General features: G+C 71.5%; 26 protein-coding genes and 2 pseudogenes. 6 read left to right on the top strand and 22 right to left on the bottom strand.

Annotated features, from left to right (window positions below):
* Positions 1–55: 55 nt before the first annotated feature.
* The 8 genes and pseudogenes from J4G33_RS07960 to J4G33_RS07925 all read right to left on the bottom strand — a co-directional run.
* Positions 56–592 carry a class I SAM-dependent DNA methyltransferase gene (locus J4G33_RS07960; protein ID WP_208055403.1) on the bottom strand — a complete coding sequence of 179 codons (537 nt, stop codon included), beginning with the start codon at positions 590–592 and terminating at the stop codon, positions 56–58.
* 82 nt (positions 593–674) lie between these two features.
* Positions 675–1184: a pilus assembly protein TadG-related protein gene (locus J4G33_RS07955; protein WP_208055402.1), complete on the bottom strand. Its 510-nt coding sequence runs from the start codon at positions 1182–1184 to the stop codon at positions 675–677.
* Complete coding sequence (locus J4G33_RS07950; protein ID WP_208055401.1) at positions 1177–1662, bottom strand: pilus assembly protein; 486 nt, start codon at positions 1660–1662, stop codon at positions 1177–1179. Before J4G33_RS07950 ends, J4G33_RS07955 begins: the two co-directional genes overlap by 8 nt.
* Entirely contained in the window at positions 1659–2078 is a 420-nt protein-coding gene (locus J4G33_RS07945; RefSeq protein WP_307793804.1) for a TadE family protein, read from the bottom strand. The genes J4G33_RS07950 and J4G33_RS07945 overlap by 4 nt, the downstream gene beginning before the upstream one ends.
* Positions 2062–2247, bottom strand: coding sequence for a hypothetical protein (locus J4G33_RS07940; protein WP_208055400.1), 186 nt, complete (start codon positions 2245–2247; stop codon positions 2062–2064). Before J4G33_RS07940 ends, J4G33_RS07945 begins: the two co-directional genes overlap by 17 nt.
* Before the next feature lie 65 nt (positions 2248–2312).
* Positions 2313–3221, bottom strand: coding sequence for a type II secretion system F family protein (locus J4G33_RS07935; protein WP_307793803.1), 909 nt, complete (start codon positions 3219–3221; stop codon positions 2313–2315).
* A gap of 35 nt (positions 3222–3256) precedes the next feature.
* The gene (locus tag J4G33_RS07930; protein WP_208055398.1) at positions 3257–4114 is read right to left on the bottom strand and encodes a type II secretion system F family protein; all 858 of its coding nucleotides are present in this window, start codon (positions 4112–4114) and stop codon (positions 3257–3259) included.
* A gap of 1 nt (position 4115) precedes the next feature.
* A pseudogene (locus J4G33_RS07925) lies at positions 4116–4463 on the bottom strand (CpaF family protein); the annotation flags it as partial.
* 60 nt (positions 4464–4523) lie between these two features.
* On the opposite strand from J4G33_RS07925, the gene J4G33_RS07920 reads away from it, so the two are divergent.
* Both J4G33_RS07920 and J4G33_RS07915 read left to right on the top strand, forming a co-directional pair.
* On the top strand, positions 4524–4874 hold the full coding sequence (locus tag J4G33_RS07920) for a hypothetical protein (RefSeq protein ID WP_208055397.1): 351 nt from the start codon (positions 4524–4526) through the stop codon (positions 4872–4874).
* Positions 4875–5203: 329 nt separating this feature from the next.
* Positions 5204–5449 carry a hypothetical protein gene (locus J4G33_RS07915; RefSeq protein WP_208055396.1) on the top strand — a complete coding sequence of 82 codons (246 nt, stop codon included), beginning with the start codon at positions 5204–5206 and terminating at the stop codon, positions 5447–5449.
* Between the two features lie 9 nt (positions 5450–5458).
* Here J4G33_RS07915 and J4G33_RS07910 read toward each other — a convergent pair whose 3' ends face one another.
* The 14 genes and pseudogenes from J4G33_RS07910 to J4G33_RS07845 all read right to left on the bottom strand — a co-directional run bounded on the left by J4G33_RS07910 (position 5459) and on the right by J4G33_RS07845 (position 16112).
* On the bottom strand, positions 5459–5632 hold the full coding sequence (locus J4G33_RS07910) for a hypothetical protein (protein WP_208055395.1): 174 nt from the start codon (positions 5630–5632) through the stop codon (positions 5459–5461).
* Positions 5633–6302: 670 nt separating this feature from the next.
* Complete coding sequence (locus J4G33_RS07905; protein ID WP_208055394.1) at positions 6303–6446, bottom strand: hypothetical protein; 144 nt, start codon at positions 6444–6446, stop codon at positions 6303–6305.
* A gap of 252 nt (positions 6447–6698) precedes the next feature.
* On the bottom strand, positions 6699–7007 hold the full coding sequence (locus tag J4G33_RS07900; RefSeq protein WP_208055393.1) for a hypothetical protein: 309 nt from the start codon (positions 7005–7007) through the stop codon (positions 6699–6701).
* 95 nt (positions 7008–7102) lie between these two features.
* Positions 7103–7963, bottom strand: coding sequence for a hypothetical protein (locus J4G33_RS07895; RefSeq protein WP_208055392.1), 861 nt, complete (start codon positions 7961–7963; stop codon positions 7103–7105).
* Positions 7964–8481: 518 nt separating this feature from the next.
* A complete protein-coding gene (locus J4G33_RS07890; protein ID WP_208055391.1) occupies positions 8482–9234 on the bottom strand; it encodes a hypothetical protein in 753 nt (250 codons plus the stop codon).
* Positions 9231–9509, bottom strand: coding sequence for a WhiB family transcriptional regulator (locus J4G33_RS17430; protein ID WP_208055390.1), 279 nt, complete (start codon positions 9507–9509; stop codon positions 9231–9233). The genes J4G33_RS07890 and J4G33_RS17430 overlap by 4 nt, the downstream gene beginning before the upstream one ends.
* A complete protein-coding gene (locus J4G33_RS07880) occupies positions 9506–10687 on the bottom strand; it encodes a DUF3631 domain-containing protein (RefSeq protein WP_208055389.1) in 1182 nt (393 codons plus the stop codon). The genes J4G33_RS17430 and J4G33_RS07880 overlap by 4 nt, the downstream gene beginning before the upstream one ends.
* Positions 10684–10896 (bottom strand): hypothetical protein, encoded by a 213-nt coding sequence (locus J4G33_RS07875; protein ID WP_208055388.1) that lies wholly within the window; start codon positions 10894–10896, stop codon positions 10684–10686. Before J4G33_RS07875 ends, J4G33_RS07880 begins: the two co-directional genes overlap by 4 nt.
* Positions 10897–10942: 46 nt before the next feature.
* Positions 10943–11254, bottom strand: a complete 312-nt coding sequence (locus tag J4G33_RS07870; protein ID WP_208055387.1) for a hypothetical protein — start codon at positions 11252–11254, stop codon at positions 10943–10945.
* On the bottom strand, positions 11251–11454 hold the full coding sequence (locus tag J4G33_RS07865; RefSeq protein ID WP_208055386.1) for a hypothetical protein: 204 nt from the start codon (positions 11452–11454) through the stop codon (positions 11251–11253). Before J4G33_RS07865 ends, J4G33_RS07870 begins: the two co-directional genes overlap by 4 nt.
* 94 nt (positions 11455–11548) lie before the next feature.
* Positions 11549–12010 (bottom strand): hypothetical protein, encoded by a 462-nt coding sequence (locus J4G33_RS07860; RefSeq protein WP_208055385.1) that lies wholly within the window; start codon positions 12008–12010, stop codon positions 11549–11551.
* Positions 12007–13410: a recombinase family protein gene (locus J4G33_RS07855; protein WP_208055384.1), complete on the bottom strand. Its 1404-nt coding sequence runs from the start codon at positions 13408–13410 to the stop codon at positions 12007–12009. The genes J4G33_RS07860 and J4G33_RS07855 overlap by 4 nt, the downstream gene beginning before the upstream one ends.
* A 7-nt stretch (positions 13411–13417) precedes the next feature.
* Positions 13418–14320: pseudogene (locus J4G33_RS07850) on the bottom strand (TadA family conjugal transfer-associated ATPase); the annotation flags it as partial.
* Between the two features lie 151 nt (positions 14321–14471).
* A complete protein-coding gene (locus J4G33_RS07845; RefSeq protein WP_208055383.1) occupies positions 14472–16112 on the bottom strand; it encodes an AMIN-like domain-containing (lipo)protein in 1641 nt (546 codons plus the stop codon).
* Positions 16113–16381: 269 nt separating this feature from the next.
* Between J4G33_RS07845 and J4G33_RS07840 the strand changes: the two genes are divergently transcribed.
* Genes J4G33_RS07840 through J4G33_RS07825 form a run of 4 tightly spaced genes read left to right on the top strand, consistent with a single transcriptional unit; the run spans position 16382 to position 19685 of the window.
* Positions 16382–17281 carry an ABC transporter substrate-binding protein gene (locus J4G33_RS07840; protein ID WP_208055382.1) on the top strand — a complete coding sequence of 300 codons (900 nt, stop codon included), beginning with the start codon at positions 16382–16384 and terminating at the stop codon, positions 17279–17281.
* A 37-nt stretch (positions 17282–17318) separates the two neighbouring features.
* Positions 17319–18206 (top strand): amino acid ABC transporter permease, encoded by an 888-nt coding sequence (locus J4G33_RS07835; RefSeq protein ID WP_208055381.1) that lies wholly within the window; start codon positions 17319–17321, stop codon positions 18204–18206.
* A complete protein-coding gene (locus J4G33_RS07830) occupies positions 18203–18973 on the top strand; it encodes an amino acid ABC transporter ATP-binding protein (RefSeq protein WP_208055380.1) in 771 nt (256 codons plus the stop codon). The genes J4G33_RS07835 and J4G33_RS07830 overlap by 4 nt, the downstream gene beginning before the upstream one ends.
* A gap of 34 nt (positions 18974–19007) precedes the next feature.
* A complete protein-coding gene (locus tag J4G33_RS07825) occupies positions 19008–19685 on the top strand; it encodes a metal-dependent transcriptional regulator (protein WP_208055379.1) in 678 nt (225 codons plus the stop codon).
* Positions 19686–19693: the final 8 nt, after the last annotated feature.

Raw genomic sequence — 19693 nt, 5'->3', positions numbered from 1 at the left:
CGCTGCCCCTGGAGGGCTGGTGGGCTGGGCTGGTCAGGCGCCGGGGCTGCCGCGGTCAGGGACGGCGGGCGATGACGCCGCTGCCTCGTGCGGTGGCGGGCCTCTGCTCGATCGCGAAGCCGTGGCGCGCGAGGTTCGTGGCGACGCGCTCCAGGTGACGGGTGGCCGACGTGGCACCACCGGGGCCGGGCCCGTACAGGACGGCCAGGACGGCGTCCGGAGCGAGGCAGCGGTGGAGGACCGTGAGCTCGTCGCGGGCCTCGCCGGTCCAGAAGAGGTTGACGTCGATCGAGAACGCGAGGGCGAAGGAGCCTGCGGGTACCTCGAGGTCGGCGAGGGTGGACTCGCGGAGCTCGAGCCGCCCGTCGAGGAGGTGCTCCTCGTTGCGTCGTCGGGCCCTGGTCACGGCGACGGTTGATCGGTCGATCGCGAGCATGGTCCCGGTGGTGAGCCGCGGCGTGAGGAGCTCGACGGCGACGCCCGGACCGCATCCGATCTCGAGCACGCGTGCCGACGGGGCGGGGTCGAGCAGCTCGAGCGCCCACCTGATCCGGTCGGGGGCGGGGGCGCTCGCGGGGCGTGCCGGGGTCACGTCTGGACTGTAGGACAGCGGCCTCGGCGCGGGTAGGTGGCCGGAGGGTCGGGACCAGGCCCCGGGGCAAGCCCTCGCGGCCCTACCGGGTGCGGGCTCGCGCGGTGGCCTCGAGCCGGATGCCGTCGGACCAGAGCGTGGTGATCGCGCTGATCAGCGGTGGTCGTGCCCGGGCCGCGAGGGTGACCTCGGCGGTGCGCTCGTCGGGGGTCGCGGTGCTGACGACGTGGATGCCGGTCAGTCGCCCGGTCGCGGGCGAGGCGGCGAGCTGGTCCTCGGCGGCACCGCGCACCGAGTCCGGGGTGAGGACGACGAGGCCGCCGTCGGGCGGCAGCTCGTCGCCGCGCCCGTAGTAGACGTCCTCGTCGAGGGCATCGGCCGCGGCCAGCGCGACGTGGTCGGCCAGGGCGAGGAGGCGCTTGCGCTCGAGGTGGATGCTGCTCGCGGAGACCACCACGGTGACGAGCAGCAGGGCGAGCACCCCGTAGGCGATCGACAGCAGGAGGATCTGGCCCTCGTCGCGGTGGGGGCCGGTGATGCGATGCCGCAGGCGCCTCGCCCACGTGTCGACGTGGCGTCGGGGGTCACTCATCGCCGGCCCCCGCGAAGGTGTCGACGTGACCGGTCGCGACGGCCGACACGGGGACGGCGAGCGGCACGACACCTCGGACGGAGCCCGGGACGCCGGGCAGGGGCACCTCGACGTCGACCGTCACGGTGACGTCCGACCCCGGCTCGAGGCAGGTGGTCGAGCACACGACCCCGACGGCTCCGGGGGCGGCCGCCGGATCCAGCCCCTGGTCTCCGAGGGCGAGGGCCACGGCTGAGACGGCGCGGCTCTGGGCCTGGTCGGTGTCCTGGGCGGTCGTGTACGCCCGGGCGGCCTCGCGGGCCGCCCCGTCGACGGCGAAGGTGGCGGCCTGCAGGTGGGCCAGCACGACCACGAGGTAGACGACCGGCACCAGGAGGAGCAAGGAGACGCCCAGGAACTCGACCACCGCGCTGCCCGCCTCGTGGTCGACCTCCGCCTGCTCCGGGTCCCTGGTGGGCGCTCGTTCGGTCCGTCTCATGCGGCCTCGTCCAACGCATGGCCGTCGACCGTGAGGGTCGTCGGACCCAGCAGGCCGACCAGGGGGAGCGGGGCGTTGACCTCGACGCGCACCACGTCCAGGCCGTCGATCACCACGGCCTGGGCGGTGACGTCCTGGGCGAAGCGTGGCGACAAGGACATCTGGATGAGCTCACGTGCCCGCTCGGCACCGTGCGCGGGGTCCCGGTCGGCCAGGGCGCCGTACCGCGCCCCCTCGGCGGCGCAGTCGATGAGCGTCGACCGCACGTGCAAGGTCAGGGCGAGCTGCAGCACGGCGGCGAAAAGGACCGTGGTCAGGGCGCCCACGAGGACGAAGTCGACAATCGCCGCACCTCGTTCCCCGTCCTGCGGGAGCGCGGAGCGCAGGTGCGCGGGCCTCTCAGACCGCGGTGACACGCGCGATGGCGCTCTCGAAGACGCCGATCAGCGCGGGACCGGCGACGGCCCACAGGGCGATGACCAGGCCCGCGGTCATGAGGGTCACCAGGACCCAGCCCGGTACGTCGCCCCGGTCGTCGAAGATCAGCTGCTCGTCGGGCAGGTCAGCCTCGGTGTGGTGCTGCACAGGTCCTCCTGGTGGGTGGTGACGACCGGTGAGGGACGCCGTCGGGTGGTCGGGTGTTGGTCTGGTCACAGGTCGATGCGCAGGGCGGCGAGCCCGGGGAACACCGCGAACACGACGGTGACGGGAAGGATGAGGAACACCACGGGAACCATCATGATCACCTCCTTGCGGCCACCGGCCTCCATGAGGGCGCGTCGGCCGGCTTCGCGGACGTCGTCGGCCTGGGCGCGCAGGACGTCCGCCAACGGCGTCCCGCGGTCGACGGCGACCGAGATGGCCTCGGCGAACCGGGCCAGGCTCGTCACGCCGGTGCGGTCGGCGAGACGGTCGAGGGCGACGGTCAGCGGCGTCCCGGCGCGGGTATCGGCGACCGTCTGGGCCAGCTCGCCGGCGAGCTCGCCGTGCGTGGTGCGCGCGACCCGGTCGAGCGCCCCGGACGCCCCTTCGCCCGCCCCGACCGCGAGGGCGAGGAGCTCGGCGACCGTCGGCAGCTCCGCAAGGATCCGTTCCTCGCGCCGCCGGATCTGTCGGCTGAGCAGCTGGTCCCGGCTGACCAGCCCTGTGATCGCCGCTGCGGCCACGACCAGCAGACCTGCCACCGGGTGGGTCCCGCGCGTCGCGACGAGCAGGAGGGCGAAGGCCAGGCCGAGGGCGGTGCCGAGCACGGTCCAGATGACCTGCTCAGCACGGAACTGCTCGACGCTCTGCCCTCGGCCGGCCCGCATCAGGCGGCGCTGGAGCTCGACGGTGGGCGACCCCCAGCGTTCGACGAGGCCCACGGCGTCGAGCATCACGGGGGCGAGCAGGCGCTCGAGGGTCGGGAAGGGCGAGTGGGCGGCGGGGGCCAGCAGGAGGCGTGAGCCGCTCTGCTTGGGACGCAGGTAGGGCGCGAGCCGCGCGTCGAGCCGCGGTCGGCGGGAGCTGAGCCGCCACGCGATCAGCCAGATGCCGAGACCGCCGAGGCCTCCGACCACGCCTCCTATCCAGGTGGGGACCACCCACATCGCCGTCATCGCAGGACCCGCACGTCCTCGGGCAGTCGCCCGATGCGCACCATCAGCTGGTAGGCGACCACCGAGGAGCCGGCGCCCATGGCGAGCACCGCGACCCCGGCGGGGGTGTCGTAGGCCGAGGCCGCCTCGGGTCGGGTCGAGAGCAGGGCGAGGACCACCCAGGGGGCGGCGACGGCCAGGCGTGCCGCGTTCACGGTCCACCCCTGTCGGGCCTCGAGCTCTCCCCGGGTGCGCAGGTCCTCCCGCAGGAACCCGGCGAGTGTGCGCAGGAGCCGCCCGAGGTCGGTGCCGCCGACCTCACGGGTGAGGCGCAGGGCCTCCACGATGCGGTCGGCCACCGGGTCGGCCAGGCGGGCCTTGAGGGTGTCGAGGCAGTCGCCGAACCGTCCGCTCACGCGGTAGTCCTCCGCGAAGGCTGCGAAGGCGGGGCGGAGCTCGACCGGTCCCCGTGTGCCGAGCTGGCCGAGGGCCTCGGGCAGGGAGAGGCCGGCGCGGATGCCGGAGGACAGGTGGTCGACGACCTCGGGCCACACGGTGCGCAGCGCGGCGCGGCGTGACCGGGCACGTCCCCGGACGAGCGCCTGGGGAGCGGCGGCTCCCATGATCGCGAAGCAGGTCGCGACCGCTGGCGACTGGGTCAGCGCCAGCGCCAGCACGCCGACCAGCAGGCCGGTGGTCGCGCACGCACCGATCAGCGCCACCGGGGTCACCCCGGGGGCACCGGCCTGGACGAGGAGGTCGCTGGTGTTCTCCGACCACCGGCTCTGCCGCCGCCGCGGTGAGGGCTCCGAGGTCAGGGCCCACAGCACCAGGCACAACCCGGCGCCGAGGAGCAGGCCGGTCACCACCCCCACGTCAGACCGCCTCCCGCAGGAGCTCGGCGAGGTCGATGCCCGCGCGCGCATAGCGGTCCGCGTGCGGGGGGAACCCCCCGGCCCGGCGCAGAGCACCGTCCCGCTGGGAGAAGACGTCGGTAGCTTCCACCACGCCGTTCTCGACCCGCCCCGGCACGGCGACGATCTCGCGGGTGCGTCGCCGACCGCGGGCGTCGACGTCCAGGTGCACGACGATGTCCACGGCCGAGGCGACCGTCGGGACCACGAAGGCCGCCGAGACGTTCTCCCCGGCCAGGAGGGGGAGCGTGCAGACCTTGGTCAGGGCCTCCCGCGCGCTGTTGGCGTGCACGGTGCACATCCCCGGAACCGCAAGTAATGCTGAGACACGCCACGGCGCGTGGCGGTTGCACAACCAGGAGGCATGACCATGAGCACCAGAACCGAGCCGACCATCACGCACCAGCCCTGGTGCCCGCCGACCGGATGCGACGAGGAGCGCGACCCCGACGGCCGGCTGCTCGCCATGTACCACTGGTCCGAGGACTACACCTGGAAGAACGGGTACAACGCCAGGCTGCGAGTGGTCCAGGTCGAGGGATTCGGCAACGAGAGGAGCGACCCGCCGGAGATCCACGTCTACGGGCTACACCCCGACGACGCGCTCACGGCCGACCAGCTCGGGGACTACGCCGCCTGGCTCAGGGCGCAAGCGGCCCGCATCGGCGGGATGATCGCCGGGACCACGGACGTCGAGGCTGGCGCCGCTAAGCAGGGCTGAGCGAGACCCGCACCTGGACGACGAACGCCGCCCCTGCCCTGACGGGTGGGGGCGGCGTTGTCCGCTCCGGGTGGTCTACTGTCCGGCATGGCAACCAACCACAGGGATCGACCACTGCCCATCTGGCTCGCCGTTGGCGTCGCGCTCCTGATCGTCTCAGTAATGGTCCGCAGCAACGGGGCGGGCCCGCTCTTCGCGATCTTGCTGCTCTCAGGAATCCTGACCACTGCCTACGGTGTCGGTCAGTACATGAAGTCCAAGCCGGACCGCGACTAGGGCGTCTCGGCCGGGGACGCACTGGTGTCGGTGCCGCGGGGGATCCTCACGGCATGAACCCCCCCGCCCCCTACTACTGGTCCTGGTTGGTCAACCACGGCGAGCCCCGGCCGCAGACCGTGCTGCCCCAGCCCCGTAGAGCCGTCGTGACGACGAACACCTACGGCGGCCACGAAGTCACCGCGCAGGTCTACGCCATCGCTCGAGCCCCGGGATACGTCTGCGTGCGCCAGGACATCGCCGGGCGAGCGCCTTGGAACGCGTGGGTGCCGGAGGAGCGGGTGCTACCCGTGGGGTGACGCCTGCACCTAGATGTCGCGCACCCAGTTCTCGTACCCCTCATACACGCCCAGGTACTCGAAACCTCGCGAGCGAAAGAGGCCTCGGCTCGCCTCATTGCGCGGATCGATGCGGGTGAAGACACCAAAGTCGGCTCCGTGCTTCTCCTTCGTGCGCGCTGCGACGTTCAATGCAACGTCCACCGCTTCTCGTCCGTATCCGCGACTCCTGCACCTGAGCGCGCACGCCACAGCCAAGATCAACACCTGGCTTCCCGTGTCGTCGAAGCAGAGGTGGACGGCGGCAGCTAGGCCGTCAGCGTCGAACCCTAGGACCAGCGCCTCACCGGATGACACTGGTACCCGTAGCCCACGCAGGTGCGACTGCACCTCGAGCTCCCAGACGCGTGGGTGGTGGGACCCGCGGTGGCGGTCGTACTGGCGGCGCGGAGGGTCCGTGCAGACGAACTGGTCTAGCAGCTGGCGGTGGTCCGCCTCTGCGCTACGCCAGTGAAGATCGACCACGCTTGGCTTCCAGCCAAGCGGCTACATCGCGAAGCTCCTCAGCACCCACCCGCCGGGCAGGGCCCGTCTGGTAGCGCCAGGCGTACTCCTCGCGCTCGACGTCCGTTAGGCCGTCGTTGCCGACGGCCCGCAACTGGCGACACTCCGGGGCGGCCTGCGCCGGGCGCACGAGCGTAAGGGGCGGCGTCATGGGTTCACGGTAGTCCGCATGTGTCAGGTTTGCCTATACACACTCCGAGGAGTTCACCCGGTCTGCACAACTGCCCGGAGGGGTGGGCACCGCACCCACCCCTCCCCCCGGCCAACAGGCACGCCCGTAGGCATTGGGCCCTTTCACACACAGAGCGTGTCAGGCTCGCCAGGCGGTCAGCCGGCGCCGGCCATCGATGACGCGCCACTCGAGCCGGACCATCCCGAGGCAGGCCAGGCGCCGCGCGGCGCGGCGCAGCGAGACCGACTCAGCAGGCGTGTTGTCGGGCTCTGTGATCTGCACGCCGCAATCGTCCGCGACGGCCTGTAGCGAGTCGAGGATCAGGCGCTGTGAGACGCCAGGGCCGCGGGACACGGGGCCTCCTAAGTGTTGCGACTGCCGGGACCGGGGCTGGCATCTGCCCAGGCCAGGGCGGGTGTGGGGGGTTTGGAAAATGCTGGAGAGAGATCGGCTCAATGCCTACGGGAGGGCTGAGACAGGGGGAGAGGGGAGGTCATGCCCCCGTGGTGTTTGCGTCGGCCCCCGCGTCATGCTTCACCAGATGTTGGAGGCGATGACGGGTCCGCGTGCGGCGTGGGCTTGTGCGCGTTCGTTGTTGCCGTTGCCGCGGCGTTGGTTGCAGATTCTTCGGTGGCTCAGACGCACGTTGGTCCGAGCCAGTGGATCACCACCCAGGCTGACGGGCATGATCTCGTCGACTTCGGGTGACTCGGGCAGTCCGTGCGGGAGCGTCTTGTCGACGAGCTGCCCGCAGATGCCGCAGCGGTCCTCCTCGCGCAGCACTCTCTTGCGGAGTTCGCGGCGTCGGTGTCCGTTGGCTACCCGGGGGTTGGGTCTGGCCATGTCTCCTCCTCTGTGGGGCGGCCCGGCCGCCGTGGTGATGGGTGGCGGCCGGGCCGTGTGGCGGTGGCGGGGGTGCCACCCCCGCCACCTGAGGGTCAGGCCCTGGCCAGCCTCTTGGTGAGCGCGGCCACGGCGCGTTCGTAGCTGTCCGGGTCCTCTGGGTCGACGGACACGTTGACCGAGCGGCCGGGGCCTGTGCTGACGTTGCGGTTCTCAAGGGGCCGCGGCCTGCGCAGCGGTGTGATGTCCTCGAGTGCCCTTGCGTGCAGCGCAACGCCGGCGTTGAGGAGGTGTGACCATCGCCCGCACCGGCCTGTGGTGTCCCACGCCTCCCATGCCTGCCGAAGCGTTGCCTTGCCGTCGAGGTCCAGGACGATGCTGGCGAGCTGATCGTTGTGCTTGAGGGACGGGTGGGTGGTGGTCGCCCCGGCGAGCTGTGCCGCTCTCAGGAGCGCGGCAGATATCTCGGTGGCGCGCTCGGCATGGACCGCGGCCTCTGCCCAGGCGTTGCGGACCTTGGCCGACTCCCGCAGGAGCGTGGCGGGGTCGGACTCGGGGTCGATGAGGGTGTGCTGTGTGCGCAGATCCTCGATCGCGGCGTTGAATTGCTCGGCGAGGATGGCGTAGTTGTCCGCGGCGACGGTGCCGTACTCGGTTCGCAGCCGATGCAGGACGACTCCGGCGGTGTGCCGGTGGAGGTCGTGGTCGTCGCGCGCCGTGCGAGCAGCGGCGATGTCCACCAGTGCCCCGTCGATGCCCTTGGTGTCGCCAACGAGTACGGCGTTGTGGAATGCCTCAACCGCGTCGGCGGTGGCACCGCGTGTGGCCACGGCGTGCTGCCATCCGGCGAGGGTGGCGTGCCACCCATCGGTGACTCGCCCCCCGTCGGCGACGATCGCGTCGACGTCGCGCAGGTAGTTGTGCAGGACGTCTTGGGTGTTGGTGATGACGCTCATGTTTAGTCCTTCTCTCGTTCGGGAGTGGTGAGGGCGGCCCGAAGGGTGTCCTCGAGGGCTGGAGAGTTCAGTGCCAGGGGATGGGTGGTGTCCGCCGGCGCTTCGCGACGACGCGGGTTCACCGCGGCCTCGATTGCTCGCTGTAGGGGGTCGGTCATGGTTCTCCTTCGGTGGTGAAGCGGTATCCAGCGACGCGCTGGGCGCTGGATCGGACAAGGCCGCACGCTGGGGCGCGGTGTTCGGTGGTGCCGCGTCGTTCGATGGCGTGGCGGTGCCTCTGGTTGCAGTAGGGGCAGAGGACGACTGCGTGGCGGTTCCGGACGCTCACCACTTCGGCGGTGGGGATGGTCATTGCTGCTCCTCCGTCCGCAGCTCGACGGCTCCGCAGCCGCGGCACCGGGCTATGGCGACGCGGTGGATGGCTCGGGCGGGGGTGACGTCCCAGCCGGGTCGCTCGCAGCGGGGCCGGTGGGTGGTGGTGGTCGGCTGGGTGCCCTGCGTGAGGGTTGGGGATTGGCTCATCGCAGCCACAGCACCTGTGCGTCGATCGCGGCGCGGTTGCCGGTCGAGACTGGCCACGTGGCGACCTGGGTGCGGGTGCGGACTCCCACGGTGATGGTCTGCCCTGCGATCAGGCCTGTCAGGCGCCGGAACTCGGGTACGGCTGCGGTGACCGCGCGGGAGGGTTCGGCGGAGGCGTAGAGCTCCCCGCCGTGCACGCCGTTGATGGCGGCGGCCACGTACAGGTAGTCCATGGCGGCGGTGCCGTTGAATCCCATGGCGGTGGCTACGCAGGAGATCAGCGCTTCGGTGAACCCTGCCGGGACGGGGAACGTGACCTGTGCGCGGATCGTGCCGGTGGTGTTGATGGCGTAGGTCGGTGACCACTGCTGGTTGGTGGATGCCGCGACGGGGTTGGTCAGGGCGTCGTTGCCGATGATCCCGCCGCGCAGGGTGATGGTGTTGAAGGTGGCGTTGTTGCCGTCGAGCTGCCACCCGGTGGTGGGGCTGTAGTCGGCGGAGGAGACGGCTCCGGCGACGACGGCGCTGCCGTTGACGTCGAGGTTCCCGTCGAACTTGACCCCGTCTTCGTAGGTGCTGATGCCTGCGGAGCGGAGCAGGTTGTTGCGCATGTCGGACAGCTCGCGTCTCTGCTTCTCGATCACTCCGAGCATCTGGGAGATGCCGTCGCCTGGGGCTGCGTGCTTGGGGGTGTCTGCGGACTCGGGTTGGGTCCACTCGTCCCAGTAGGGGGTGGTGTCTTCGCTCATCGGTTCGTCTCCTTGCGTGCGCCGCGTCGGCGCTGGGGTTCGGTGAGGCCGCCGATCACGCCGGCCTCCTTGGGGTGGGCCAGGCCGTAGGTGCGGCAGGCGGTCAGGGCCGGGCACGGGCCGCACAGGTTGGCGGCGTGCTGCTGGTCGGTCGCGTCGTCGGAGGTCCACACAGCCCGGTCGGTGAGCGGGACGGTCCAGCACACGGCGGGGTGGCCGGCGGCGCTGAGGGCGTCGAGGTGCTCGAGGAGGGCCGCACGGGCCTCGCGGGTCACCACGGTTCCCCCGCCGGTTGGGCCAGTTCCGTCGGTCCCGTCGGTTCGTTGGAAGGGGTGATCCCCATCCGACGCCAGACCGGTCCAAGGGCTTGCCGGTAGTACCCGCGGGGACCGTCGCCCTGCCGGGAAGAGTTCACCTTGAACCCCTGGGCGAGCATCCGACCCATGCGCTGGAACGTCAGTGCTCGACCGTAGGCGGACTCCGGTCCCCACATCCGGGGGTTGTGCAGCACGAGGGTGGAGACCAGGGAGGAGCTCGGGGTGAAGTCCTGCCCCTCGGGCCAGACCTCGTGGATATCGCGCAGGAGAGCCACCGCGGGAGGGGTGGTGACCATGCCGTCTTCCCGGTCCATCTGTGCCTCCGTGAGGTCTCGTCGGATGAGCTCGTCGGCGATCTCGGGCCAGTGGCCCCCCGCCACCTCGGCCACGCGCCGGATGGGTGCCCAGCGCTCCTTGGAGCGGCCCACGCACCCGGCAGGCAGCGGAGGACGGATGCTGCGCACCTGGTCCCGGACGGTCTCTGCCCACTGGGCCAGGGACTCCCCGAGGTCGTAGGCGGGGATCTCGATCTCCTCCCAGTCGCTCCCTTCGACCCGCCCCTCGAGGTCGGGAAGAAGGAGGACGCGGATGGTGCGGGACTTGGTGTCCTCGGGGAGGTTGGGCGCGTTGCCGGCCATCGCGACCGGGGAGAACGTGGGCATCTCCTTCACGTCCCACCCGTCCTTGGTGGGGACCAGGACGGGGCGCATCGCACCGCGCTTGTACCCGGCGTTGAGGACGGCGATCAGGTCTTCAACGCCGTCGCGCTTGGGGTTGAGGTTCCGGTCGACCTCGTCGATGAGGATCGTCCGCAGCTCCTTGTCGAGCATCCGCGCGAGCATTGCCGGGCTCGAGAGAGAGGCGGCCTGAATCGGGCGCAGGCACAACCGCTGCAAGTGCTCAAGCACGGTCGTCTTGCCCGACCCCGGGACGGGTGAGTCCAGGATCAGACGGGGCGTTGTGTACGTCTCGTTGCACAGGTGGGTGTGCGCGGCCCAGAGGGTGAGCAGGTCGAGGTCGGCGTCGTGGACGGTGCAGATGAAGCGCCCGAGCCATGCCCGTACCTGATCCAGTACCTCCCCCTGGTAACCGACGGAACCGACGGGACCGGCCGAACCGGTGGTGAGGGCAGTCATCCGGCCACCCCCCGCTCGGCCATGAGGCGACGGTGCGCAGCGGCCCTCTCGGGGCGCCCCCGGCGGTCCTCGAGCTCGTCGAGCGGGCCGTGCTGAGCGATCTGCCGGGCGATGGCCTGGGAGACCTCGAGCCGTCCCCGCCACTCCTCCTCGAGCTGCCGTCGGCCCATCTCGATGAAGGCAGGCCCGACCGCCTCGATGTGAGCCAAGACGATCTCCCGCCCTCGCGGAGAGAGTTCGTGCAGTGCCGGGATCTCAGATTCCACGCGGACCACCGCCCGTCACGCGGTACAGCGGGCGGAGCTCGGAGAGGATCACCACGGCGTTCTCGCCGCGTGCGCAAGCCCGGTCGGCGGCGTCCTGCGCTGCCTTCACGGTGAGGTAGCAGCGGCGTCGGTAGCGGCCTCCGGTGACCTTGACGACCACTACGAACGTGCCGTCGATATGTGCGGCGTACTCGTCCCACGAGGGTGAGCCCGGTACGATGTGGAGTGGCCCGCCAGCCTTGGAAGTTGCCTCGCCCTCGGTTTCCCAGCCGGGGGCGTCGGCGCGTCTGGGGTTCGTCACGCGGCCCCACCTCGCAGCAGGACGGCGAGACGGTCGCGTTGCTCGGGTGTGAGCGGGGGCGCGGCGTCGACGGTGCGGCGGATGTACTCCTCAAGACGAGCGGCCTTGAGGTTGCGGCGGGCACCGACCAGGTCGGGGTCGTCAGGGGTGCGGGATCGGGAGAGAGACGCGACCCGTGCGCGTTCTTGTGTCCAAGACACGTGAAGCCTCCGAGCAGGACGAATCGTCCTCTGCTGGGAGGCTTACTGCGTCAGGGATCGCTGTCCGTTGCCGGAGACGTGTCCTCTACGCGCTTCATACTGTAGCAGCGTAGGCCGCTAGCGGGACCTCCAAAACGCCGGACTGCCACAACTTCTCGAGGTCGGCCTGAATCGTGTCCGACCGCCTCGCGAGTCGGAGGCCGCACGTGCGGCACCGCAACTTGTAGCGGAGGCGAAACCCGGGGTCATAGAACCGGGAGGAGTCGTCGGCGCTCGCCCGCTGATTGCCGATCAAGTCGTCCGACGCGCGGAAGCCGATCCAGAACGCCACACCCCCACGCATCGGGTAGTTCGGCGACTCGGCCCACGTCGAACCCGCTTCGTTTGTCACGTAGACGAACGAAGCAACAAACCACGGATCGTCGGCGTGAGAAGGCGCGGCACAGTAGAACGACACGCGCCGCTCGTCGGACTCGAGAGATGTCAGGGTGTGGCGGTCGAGCACGCCGCGCGGCGCCTCGTTGATCCCCGCGACCAGGTACGGGTATTCGGTCACTCCTGGCCCCTCCACTCGATACGTACCGTCTCAGGGTCAAACCGCCGGGACGCGGCCCGGTCTGTCCGTAGCAGGGTGACGGTGACGAGCTCGCGGACGATCGCCCTGCGCTGGTCCATCGGCAATCCCTCCCAGCGTGCCTCGACATCACCGCCGGCCAATGCGGGCCCGAGGACAGACCCTCGTGCCGTGGCCCCCATCTTGGCCTCCACCTCCGCAAGGCGGGTCTGGACGCGTGCGGTGATCTGCTCGAGTTGTCCGCGGGTGATCAGCCCATCGGCGAACGACTCGCCAGCCTCGGTGATCCGACCGCGCAGGGTGAGCGCTTCGGCGTGCAGGTCGTCGCCCCCGGGCTCGTCGGGCGCCGCTAGGAGGGCCAGTGCGTCGGGACGTGACAGGCGTGCCACGATCGTGCGAGCGACGATCTCGTCAACCTCGATCGCGCCCTTGGCGACGTGTCCGGGGCCACTGGCGCGGCACCGATACGTCGTGCGCTTCCTGCCGTTGCGATCCGAGGCCGTGGCGCTCCGCACCGTCTCGCCGCACTCGCACCGGGCGATTCCCGCGACCAACCAGCGGGCACGGTTCGACTGAGACTGCCGACGGGACGGATCGGAGACCTTCGCCACCACAGCCCGCCACGTGTCCTCGGTGACGATTGGGGGAAACGTCGAGGTTCCCACCACTTCACCGTGCCAGGTCGAGAGCCCGGCGTTGCGTGCGCGTGAGAGCACCTGTCGCAGGCTCGTGTAGTTCCAGGGCTTGCCGGTCGCGGTCGAAACCTCCGAGCCGTTCAGCCGCGTGACGACGGAACCGAGCGAGGCGCCCGCGAGGAGCAGGTCACAAGCCGAGCGGATCGCCTCAGCCTCGAGTGGGTCCAGAACGGGCGTGCCGTCAGCGCCGAAGCGCCAACCAAACGGCCGCTGACCCCCTAGCCACTTCCCAGCTTGGGCGGCCTGAAGCTGTGCGCGCTTGGTCCGCTCCGACTTGTGCTCTACCTCGAACCGGGCCCATGCGCCGAGGGTCCGCGCGACCGCTCGTCCGGAAGGTGTGGCGAGGTCCAGCTCGCCCGCCTTCACGGTGTGCGTCGTGATCCCGCCGCGCTCGCACAGGTCGACGTACTCCTCGAGTTCACGTGGGGATCGGTGCAGCCTGTCGGTGTGCCAGACGATCACGGCAGACGCGGCCCCAGATGCGAGGGCGTCGAGCATCCTCCGGTAGGCGGGGCGCGGTTTCCCCGAGTACGCGCTCACGTCGTCGTCCACGAAGGTCTCGGTCACGGTCCATCCGAGCTTGTCTGCAAGAGCCTGGCAGTCCTCGCGCTGCCGGTCCACGCCGAGGCCCGCCCCCTCGCGGTCCTGACTGATCCGGGTGTAGACCACCGCTCGCTTCGTCGTCATACCTACAGTGTGCCTTGACAGATGTCGGCACGCCCGCGTTGAGGGCGATGAGCATGTCGAGGCTCTCGGCCTCGCGGACCTCGCCGATGATGATGCGGCTGGGGCGCATCCGCAGCGCCTCCTTGACCAGGCGCCGCAGGGTGACCTCGCCGGTCCCCTCGAGGCTCGGCTGGCGGCACTGGAGTCCCACGACGTCCCGGTGCGGGATCTTGACCTCGAAGACCTCCTCGCAGGTGACCACACGCTCGCGGGGAGGGATGGACCCGGCGAGCGCGTTGAGCATCGTCGTCTTGCCGGCCTGCGTGGGCCCTGAGACGAGGATGTTGAGGCCTGCCGCGACCGAGGCGGAGAGGAACCGCGCTGCCGCTCCGGTGAGGGAGCCGAGGGCGACGAGGTCCTCGAGGTGCGTGGCGCGGACCACGTGCTTGCGGATGTTCACGGCCCAGGCGTCGCGGGTGATGTCAGGGATCACCACGTGCAGGCGCTCACCGCCCGGCAGTGCCGCGTCCACGAAGGGGCTGGAGAGGTCCAGGCGGCGGCCGGACAGGCGGAGCATCTGCTCGACGAGCTCGCGGACCTGCCCCTCGGTCAGGATCGTGGTGGTGAGCTCGGGCTCGCCGCGCCGAGCGACGAAGACCTGGGCGGGGGAGTTGATCCAGATCTCCTCGACCTCGTCGTCGTCGAGGTACTGCTGCAGCGGTCCCAGGCCGGCGACGGCGTCGAGCACCGCCTTGGTCGCCGAGGTGGGGTCGGGCAGCGGCGTGACGTGCCCACGGAGGGAGCGTTCGTCGTAGTCGGCGACGACGGCGCTCACCAGCTCGTGCAGGGAGGCGTGGTCACGGAGCGGGTCGATGCCGCGCCGACGGACCAGCTCGCGCACCTCGTGCTCGAGCAGAGCAACACCGTCCACTGATCCCCCTGAGCCCCGCCGTACCGACCGGCCGAGCATAGGGGAGCAGAGACGCCCAAATCACCCGCCTGTGGACAACTCGATCGGGTGATCCGCGCAGCGGGGTCGCCGCCCCTCAGCACCCTCTGCGGTCAGCTCACCGCAGCGCCGGTCACGGGTGCTGGACGTCGATCACCACGCGCGTCGGGTCCTCGAGCCCGAACACCCGGAACGGCTCGTCGGAGGACAACCCGATCCAGATCTCGGCCTGGGCCTCGAACATGGCCCCGTACCGCACCTCTGCGATCACGCCTCCGGTCGACGGGGTCATCGTGCGGGGTCCCTCGTACGGACGGGCGCCCTCGGCGGTGGGGTAGACGACCCCGCGCACCAGGATCCGCAGGAAGTGCTGGCCCTGCAGGTACACGGGCTCACCCGCGGCCTGCTGGGTGGGGTTGTCGACGTACTCCCCGCGCCAGCCCGGTGTGCCCTCGCCCGCCAGGTCCACGACCACGCGGTCGAAGCCCTCCCGGGCCGCGAAGCGCAGGTCCACGGGGCTCAGCCGGGCCCCGGCCGAGACCTCCGAGGTGTCGGGCTGCCGGTCGGCGGGGAAGGGCGCCGCGTCGCCGTCGGGTGCCTCCTCCGCGGGTGCCTCCCCGGGGTGGTAGACGTCGATGACCAGTCGGGTCGGGTCCTCGAGCTGGAACACCCGGAAGGGCTCCTCGGAGGTCAGGCCGACGTAGAGCTCGAGCTGGCCCTCGTAGATCGCGCCGTAGACGACCTCCTGGACCACGCCGGCCGAGCCGGGACGGAAGCGTTGCGGCCCGGCGTACTCCTCGGCCCCCTCCTCGGTGGGGTAGACGACGCCGCGCACGTGCGTCTGCAGCGAGGCCTCACCCGCGAGCTCGACAGGCGCCCCCGAGCCGGCCAGGCGCGGGTCGTCGGTGTACTCGCCGAGCCACCCGGGCTGCCCGGGGCCGCTGAGGTCGAGCACGAGGCGGTCGAAGCCGTCGTGCACCCCGAAGCGCAGGTCCACCGGGCTCAGCCGCGCGTCATCGCTCATCTCGGAGGTGTCCGGCTCGCGGTTGGCGGGGAAGGGCGCGTCGTCGCCCGCGGGATCCTCGTCGGGCAGGGGCTCGTCGCCCCCCGCCACCGGCGGGTGGTAGACGTCGACCACGAGCCGGGCCGGCTCCTGCAGCGCGAAGACTCGGAAGGCCTCCTCCGAGCCCACGCCGACGAAGACCTGCTGCCGACCCTCGAGCAGCGGTCCCCGAGCGACCTGCTCGATCACGCCTGCGGACGCGGGGGCGATGCTCTCCGGGCCCTCCCACACGGCCGCGCCCTCCTCGGTCGGCAGGGCGACGCCCTCGATCGTGACCTCGAGCACGCTCTGGCCGGCCACCTGGACGGCCTCGCCCGAACCCGCCGCCGTCGCGGTGCCGGTGTACTCGGTCGACCAGCCGGGCTCACCCTCGCCGGCCAGGTCGATCACCACGCGGTCGAAGGTCTCGTGCACCCCGAAGCGCATGCCCGTGGGGCTGAGCCCGGGCCGGTCCGACGGGGCAGTCGTCTCGTCCGACGGCGGGGAGGTGCTGGGATCCTGCTCCTCGCCGAAGGGCACGTCCTCGACGGGGTCGTCCTCGGCCAAGGGCGTCTCGGAGGACGGCGGGACCGGGTCAGCCTGCGGGGTCTCGGCCGGTGGGGAGGCAGTCGGGGAGGTGCTCGGGTCGGGTTCGTCCGCGGTGCACCCGGCGAGGAGCAGGGCCCCGGCTGCCGCCGCGGCGAGGGTGCGGGTCAGAGGTGCTCGTCGCATGGGTTCGCTCCGGTGCTAGTCGGCCGACGTCGCGGCGCCGACCTCGGCTGCACCTCCAGCCCTATCGCGCCCCTCGGCCCCGGGCAATCGGGGGGAGGAACCGAGACCGTCGCGTGATCTGGCCCAGGCCTCGGTCGCACCGCCGATCCCCCTGACCGCCCGCCCTCTCCCAGCCGGTGGCGAGCCCGCGGGCCCTGTCGGAGATCGCGACTAGAGTCGACCGCTGGTGCCCATCCCTCCGCGGGTGCCCAGCAACCCGAAGGTGTCCCATGCGTCGTGCGCGTCCTGCCCCGTCCGTCCGTCCCGCCTCGTCGGCCCGCGCCGGGGGCGTCGTGCTCGCGGCGGCCACCGCGCTGGTGCTCGCGGGCTGCTCCTCCGAGACCACCGAGGACGACGCCGCTGCCCCCGCCCCCGAGTCCACCGAGGCCGAGTGCGAGCCGGGCAGCCTGCCGACCCTGACCGACGGTGTGCTCACGGTCGGCGCGGGGGAGCCCTACCTGCCCTGGTACACCGACGAGTACGCGTCGGGTGAGGGCTTCGAGTCCGCCCTCATCTACGCGGTCGCCGCCGAGCTCGGGTACGAGGCCGAGGACGTGCAGTGGGAGACGGTGACCTTCGAGCAGATCATCAGCCCCGCCGTGAAGCCCTTCGACGTCGCGGCCTACCAGACCTCCATCACCGACGAGCGCCGCGCGGCGGTGGACTTCTCGAGCCCGTACCTGACCACCCGCCAGGGCGTCATCGTCATGGAGGACGGCCCCTACGCCGACGCGACCACGATCGCGGACCTCGAGGGTGCGCGCATCGGCGTCACCGCCGCGCAGACGAGCCTGACCCTCTCCGAGGCGGCCTTCGGCGAGGACGCCGACATCTCGCCCTACAGCGCGGCCGGTGACGGCATGCAGGCCCTGCAGTCGGGCACCATCGACGCGATGGTCATGGACGTCGACCAGGGTGTCGCCGCCTCGACCGAGTACTTCCCCGACTCCGTGGTGATCGGCACCCTGCCCGACGAGGGCGTCGTCGAGCAGTACGGCCTGGTGCTCGACGTCGACTCCGAGCTCACCACCTGCGTCTCGCAGGCCGTCGACTCCCTCGAGGAGGACGGCACCCTGGGCGAGCTGCGCACCACGTGGCTCAAGTCGGACGACATCCCCGTCCTCGAGTGACCCGGGCCTGACCCCCCATGACCGCGGTGGAGCGACCGTGAGCGACACGGCCGAGGCGCGCCCCTGGTCGCCCTCGCCCCTCGCCCTCGAGCGGGCCGCCTTCCGCCGCGCCCAACGACGGCGTTCGGGGCTCGTCGCCCTGGTCAGCACCGCCCTGGTGGTGACCGCGGTGGTGCTCGTCGTCGTCGGTGCCCCTGGGTGGGAGCGGGCGCGCACGGCCTTCTTCGACCCTGAGAACGCCTGGGCCGCCCTGCCCGCCATCCTCGAAGGGCTGTGGCTCAACCTGCGCGTCTGGGTGATCGCGGGGACGGTCGGCACCCTGCTCGGACTGGGACTGGCCATCCTGCGCACCAGCCGGATCCCGGCCCTCTTCCCCGTACGGGCCCTGGCCATCGGCTACATCGACCTGTTCCGCGGGGTCCCGGTGCTCCTCGTGCTGTACCTGGTGGGCTTCGCCCTCCCCGCCCTGCGCCTCGAGTGGCTGCCGACCTCGAGCGCGTTCCTCGGGGCCCTCGCGATCGTGCTGACCTACACCGCCTACCTCGCCGAGGTGTTCCGCGCGGGCATCGAGTCCGTGCACCCCTCGCAGGTGGCCGCCGCGCGCTCCCTCGGCCTCAGCCGCGCCCAGAGCATGCGCACCGTCGTGCTGCCCCAGGCGGTCCGCAACGTCACCGCGCCGCTGGCCAACAACCTCATCTCGCTGCAGAAGGACTCCGGTCTCATCTCCGTGCTGGGGGCCGTCGACGCCATCCGCGCCGCGCAGATCGCCACCACCGGCACCTACAACTTCACGCCCTACGTCGTGGCCGGGCTGCTGTTCTTCCTGGTGTCCTTCCCGCTGACCCGCGCCGTGGACGCCTACCAGCGCCGCCGCGGGTGGGGACGTTCCCTCGCCACGGTCACCGGGGGAGGGGACATCCGATGACGGCCCTGCTGTCCCTGCGCGGCGTGCGCAAGACCTACCCCGCCCCGGCCGCCGCCCGCAGCCGGGTCCGCGAGCAGGCCCGCGTCGTCCTCGACGACATCGACCTCGACGTCGACCGGCACCGCTGCGTGGTGCTCATCGGTGCCTCCGGCTCGGGGAAGTCGACCCTGCTGCGCGTGGTCAACCTCCTCGACGAGATCGACGACGGGCAGATCCTCCTCGACGGTCAGGACGTCGCCGACCCGCGCCTGGACGCCAACGCCGTCCGTGCCCGGATGGGGATGGTCTTCCAGGCCTACAACCTGTTCCCGCACATGCGCGTCCTCGACAACGTGACCCTCGCCCTGCGCCTGGTGCACCGCCGGCCGCGCGAGGAGGCCGACGCCGCCGCGGTCGAGATGCTGCGCCGCGTCGGCCTGGCCCACAAGGCCACGGCCTACCCCGACCAGCTCTCCGGCGGGGAGCAGCAGCGCGCCGCGATCGCCCGTGCCCTCGTCCACGGCCCCGAGCTGCTGCTCCTCGACGAGGTCACCTCAGCCCTGGACCCCGAGCTGGTCGGCGAGGTCCTGGACCTGCTCGCCGAGCTGCGGGGCGAGGGGCGCACCATGCTCGTCGCCACCCACGAGATGGGCTTCGCCCGCCGCGTCGCCGACGAGGTCTGCTACCTGCACGACGGACAGGTCCACGAGCGCGGCACCCCCGAGCAGGTGCTCGGCGACCCGCAGCGCGAACGCACCCGGGCCTTCCTCAGCCGTCTGGCGTCCTGAGGTCCACCGCGCACCGTCCCGATACCCTCGACCCGTGTCCGTCGCCGAGCTCTCGTCGAGCGCCCAGAACTACGTCAAGATCATCTGGGGCCTGCAGGAGTGGTCGACGGCCGACGTCACCGCCACGATGATCGCCGAGCGCGCGGGGGTGCGGCTCTCGACCGTCTCCGACGCGGTGCGGCGGCTCGCCGACCAGGGGCTCGTCGAGCACACCCGCTACGGGGCCGTGACCCTCACCGACCTCGGCCGCTCCCACGCCCTGGCCATGGTGCGCCGGCACCGCCTCATCGAGGCCTTCCTCGTCAACGTCCTCGGGTACGGCTGGGACGAGGTGCACGACGAGGCCGAAGAGCTCGAGCACGCCGTCTCCGACCTGATGGTCACCCGCATCGACGAGCTCCTCGGCTTCCCCACCCGCGACCCGCACGGGGACCCCATCCCCGCCGCGGACGGCACCGTGACGATCCCCGACGCCGTCCAGCTCTCACGCCGCGAGCCCACCGGCCAGGTGGTCGTCGAGCGCATCTCCGACGCCGACCCCGGTCTGCTCCAGTACTTCTCCGACACAGGGGTGCTGGTGGGCGCCACCCTCGAGCTCTCCGCCGGTGAGGCGTACTCCGAGGCCGTCGGGGTGCGCCCCGAGGGGCGCGACGAGGTGAGCCTCGGCCCAGCCGCGGCCGACGCCGTCTGGGTCTCGCCCGTCAGCCCCTGACGGTCCGT

The sequence above is a fragment of the Actinotalea soli genome, from assembly GCF_017565425.1.
In the GTDB taxonomy this organism is placed as follows: Bacteria; Actinomycetota; Actinomycetes; order Actinomycetales; family Cellulomonadaceae; genus Actinotalea; species Actinotalea soli.
The sequence above is the reverse complement of the archived record's forward strand: the minus strand, read 5'-3'. Positions and strand labels throughout refer to the sequence as shown.

What these genes read in the sequence shown, in the direction of transcription:
- J4G33_RS07845 (WP_208055383.1), bottom strand. Translation starts at nt 16,112, where the DNA reads ATGCGACGAGCACCTCTGACCCGCACCCTCGCCGCGGCGGCAGCCGGG.
- J4G33_RS07915 (WP_208055396.1), top strand. Translation starts at nt 5,204, where the DNA reads ATGAACCCCCCCGCCCCCTACTACTGGTCCTGGTTGGTCAACCACGGC.
- J4G33_RS07890 (WP_208055391.1), bottom strand. Translation starts at nt 9,234, where the DNA reads ATGAGCGAAGACACCACCCCCTACTGGGACGAGTGGACCCAACCCGAG.
- J4G33_RS07950 (WP_208055401.1), bottom strand. Translation starts at nt 1,662, where the DNA reads ATGAGACGGACCGAACGAGCGCCCACCAGGGACCCGGAGCAGGCGGAG.
- J4G33_RS07840 (WP_208055382.1), top strand. Translation starts at nt 16,382, where the DNA reads ATGCGTCGTGCGCGTCCTGCCCCGTCCGTCCGTCCCGCCTCGTCGGCC.
- J4G33_RS07880 (WP_208055389.1), bottom strand. Translation starts at nt 10,687, where the DNA reads ATGACTGCCCTCACCACCGGTTCGGCCGGTCCCGTCGGTTCCGTCGGT.
- J4G33_RS07920 (WP_208055397.1), top strand. Translation starts at nt 4,524, where the DNA reads ATGAGCACCAGAACCGAGCCGACCATCACGCACCAGCCCTGGTGCCCG.
- J4G33_RS07830 (WP_208055380.1), top strand. Translation starts at nt 18,203, where the DNA reads ATGACGGCCCTGCTGTCCCTGCGCGGCGTGCGCAAGACCTACCCCGCC.
- J4G33_RS07900 (WP_208055393.1), bottom strand. Translation starts at nt 7,007, where the DNA reads ATGGCCAGACCCAACCCCCGGGTAGCCAACGGACACCGACGCCGCGAA.
- J4G33_RS07895 (WP_208055392.1), bottom strand. Translation starts at nt 7,963, where the DNA reads ATGAGCGTCATCACCAACACCCAAGACGTCCTGCACAACTACCTGCGC.
- J4G33_RS07855 (WP_208055384.1), bottom strand. Translation starts at nt 13,410, where the DNA reads ATGACGACGAAGCGAGCGGTGGTCTACACCCGGATCAGTCAGGACCGC.
- J4G33_RS07955 (WP_208055402.1), bottom strand. Translation starts at nt 1,184, where the DNA reads ATGAGTGACCCCCGACGCCACGTCGACACGTGGGCGAGGCGCCTGCGG.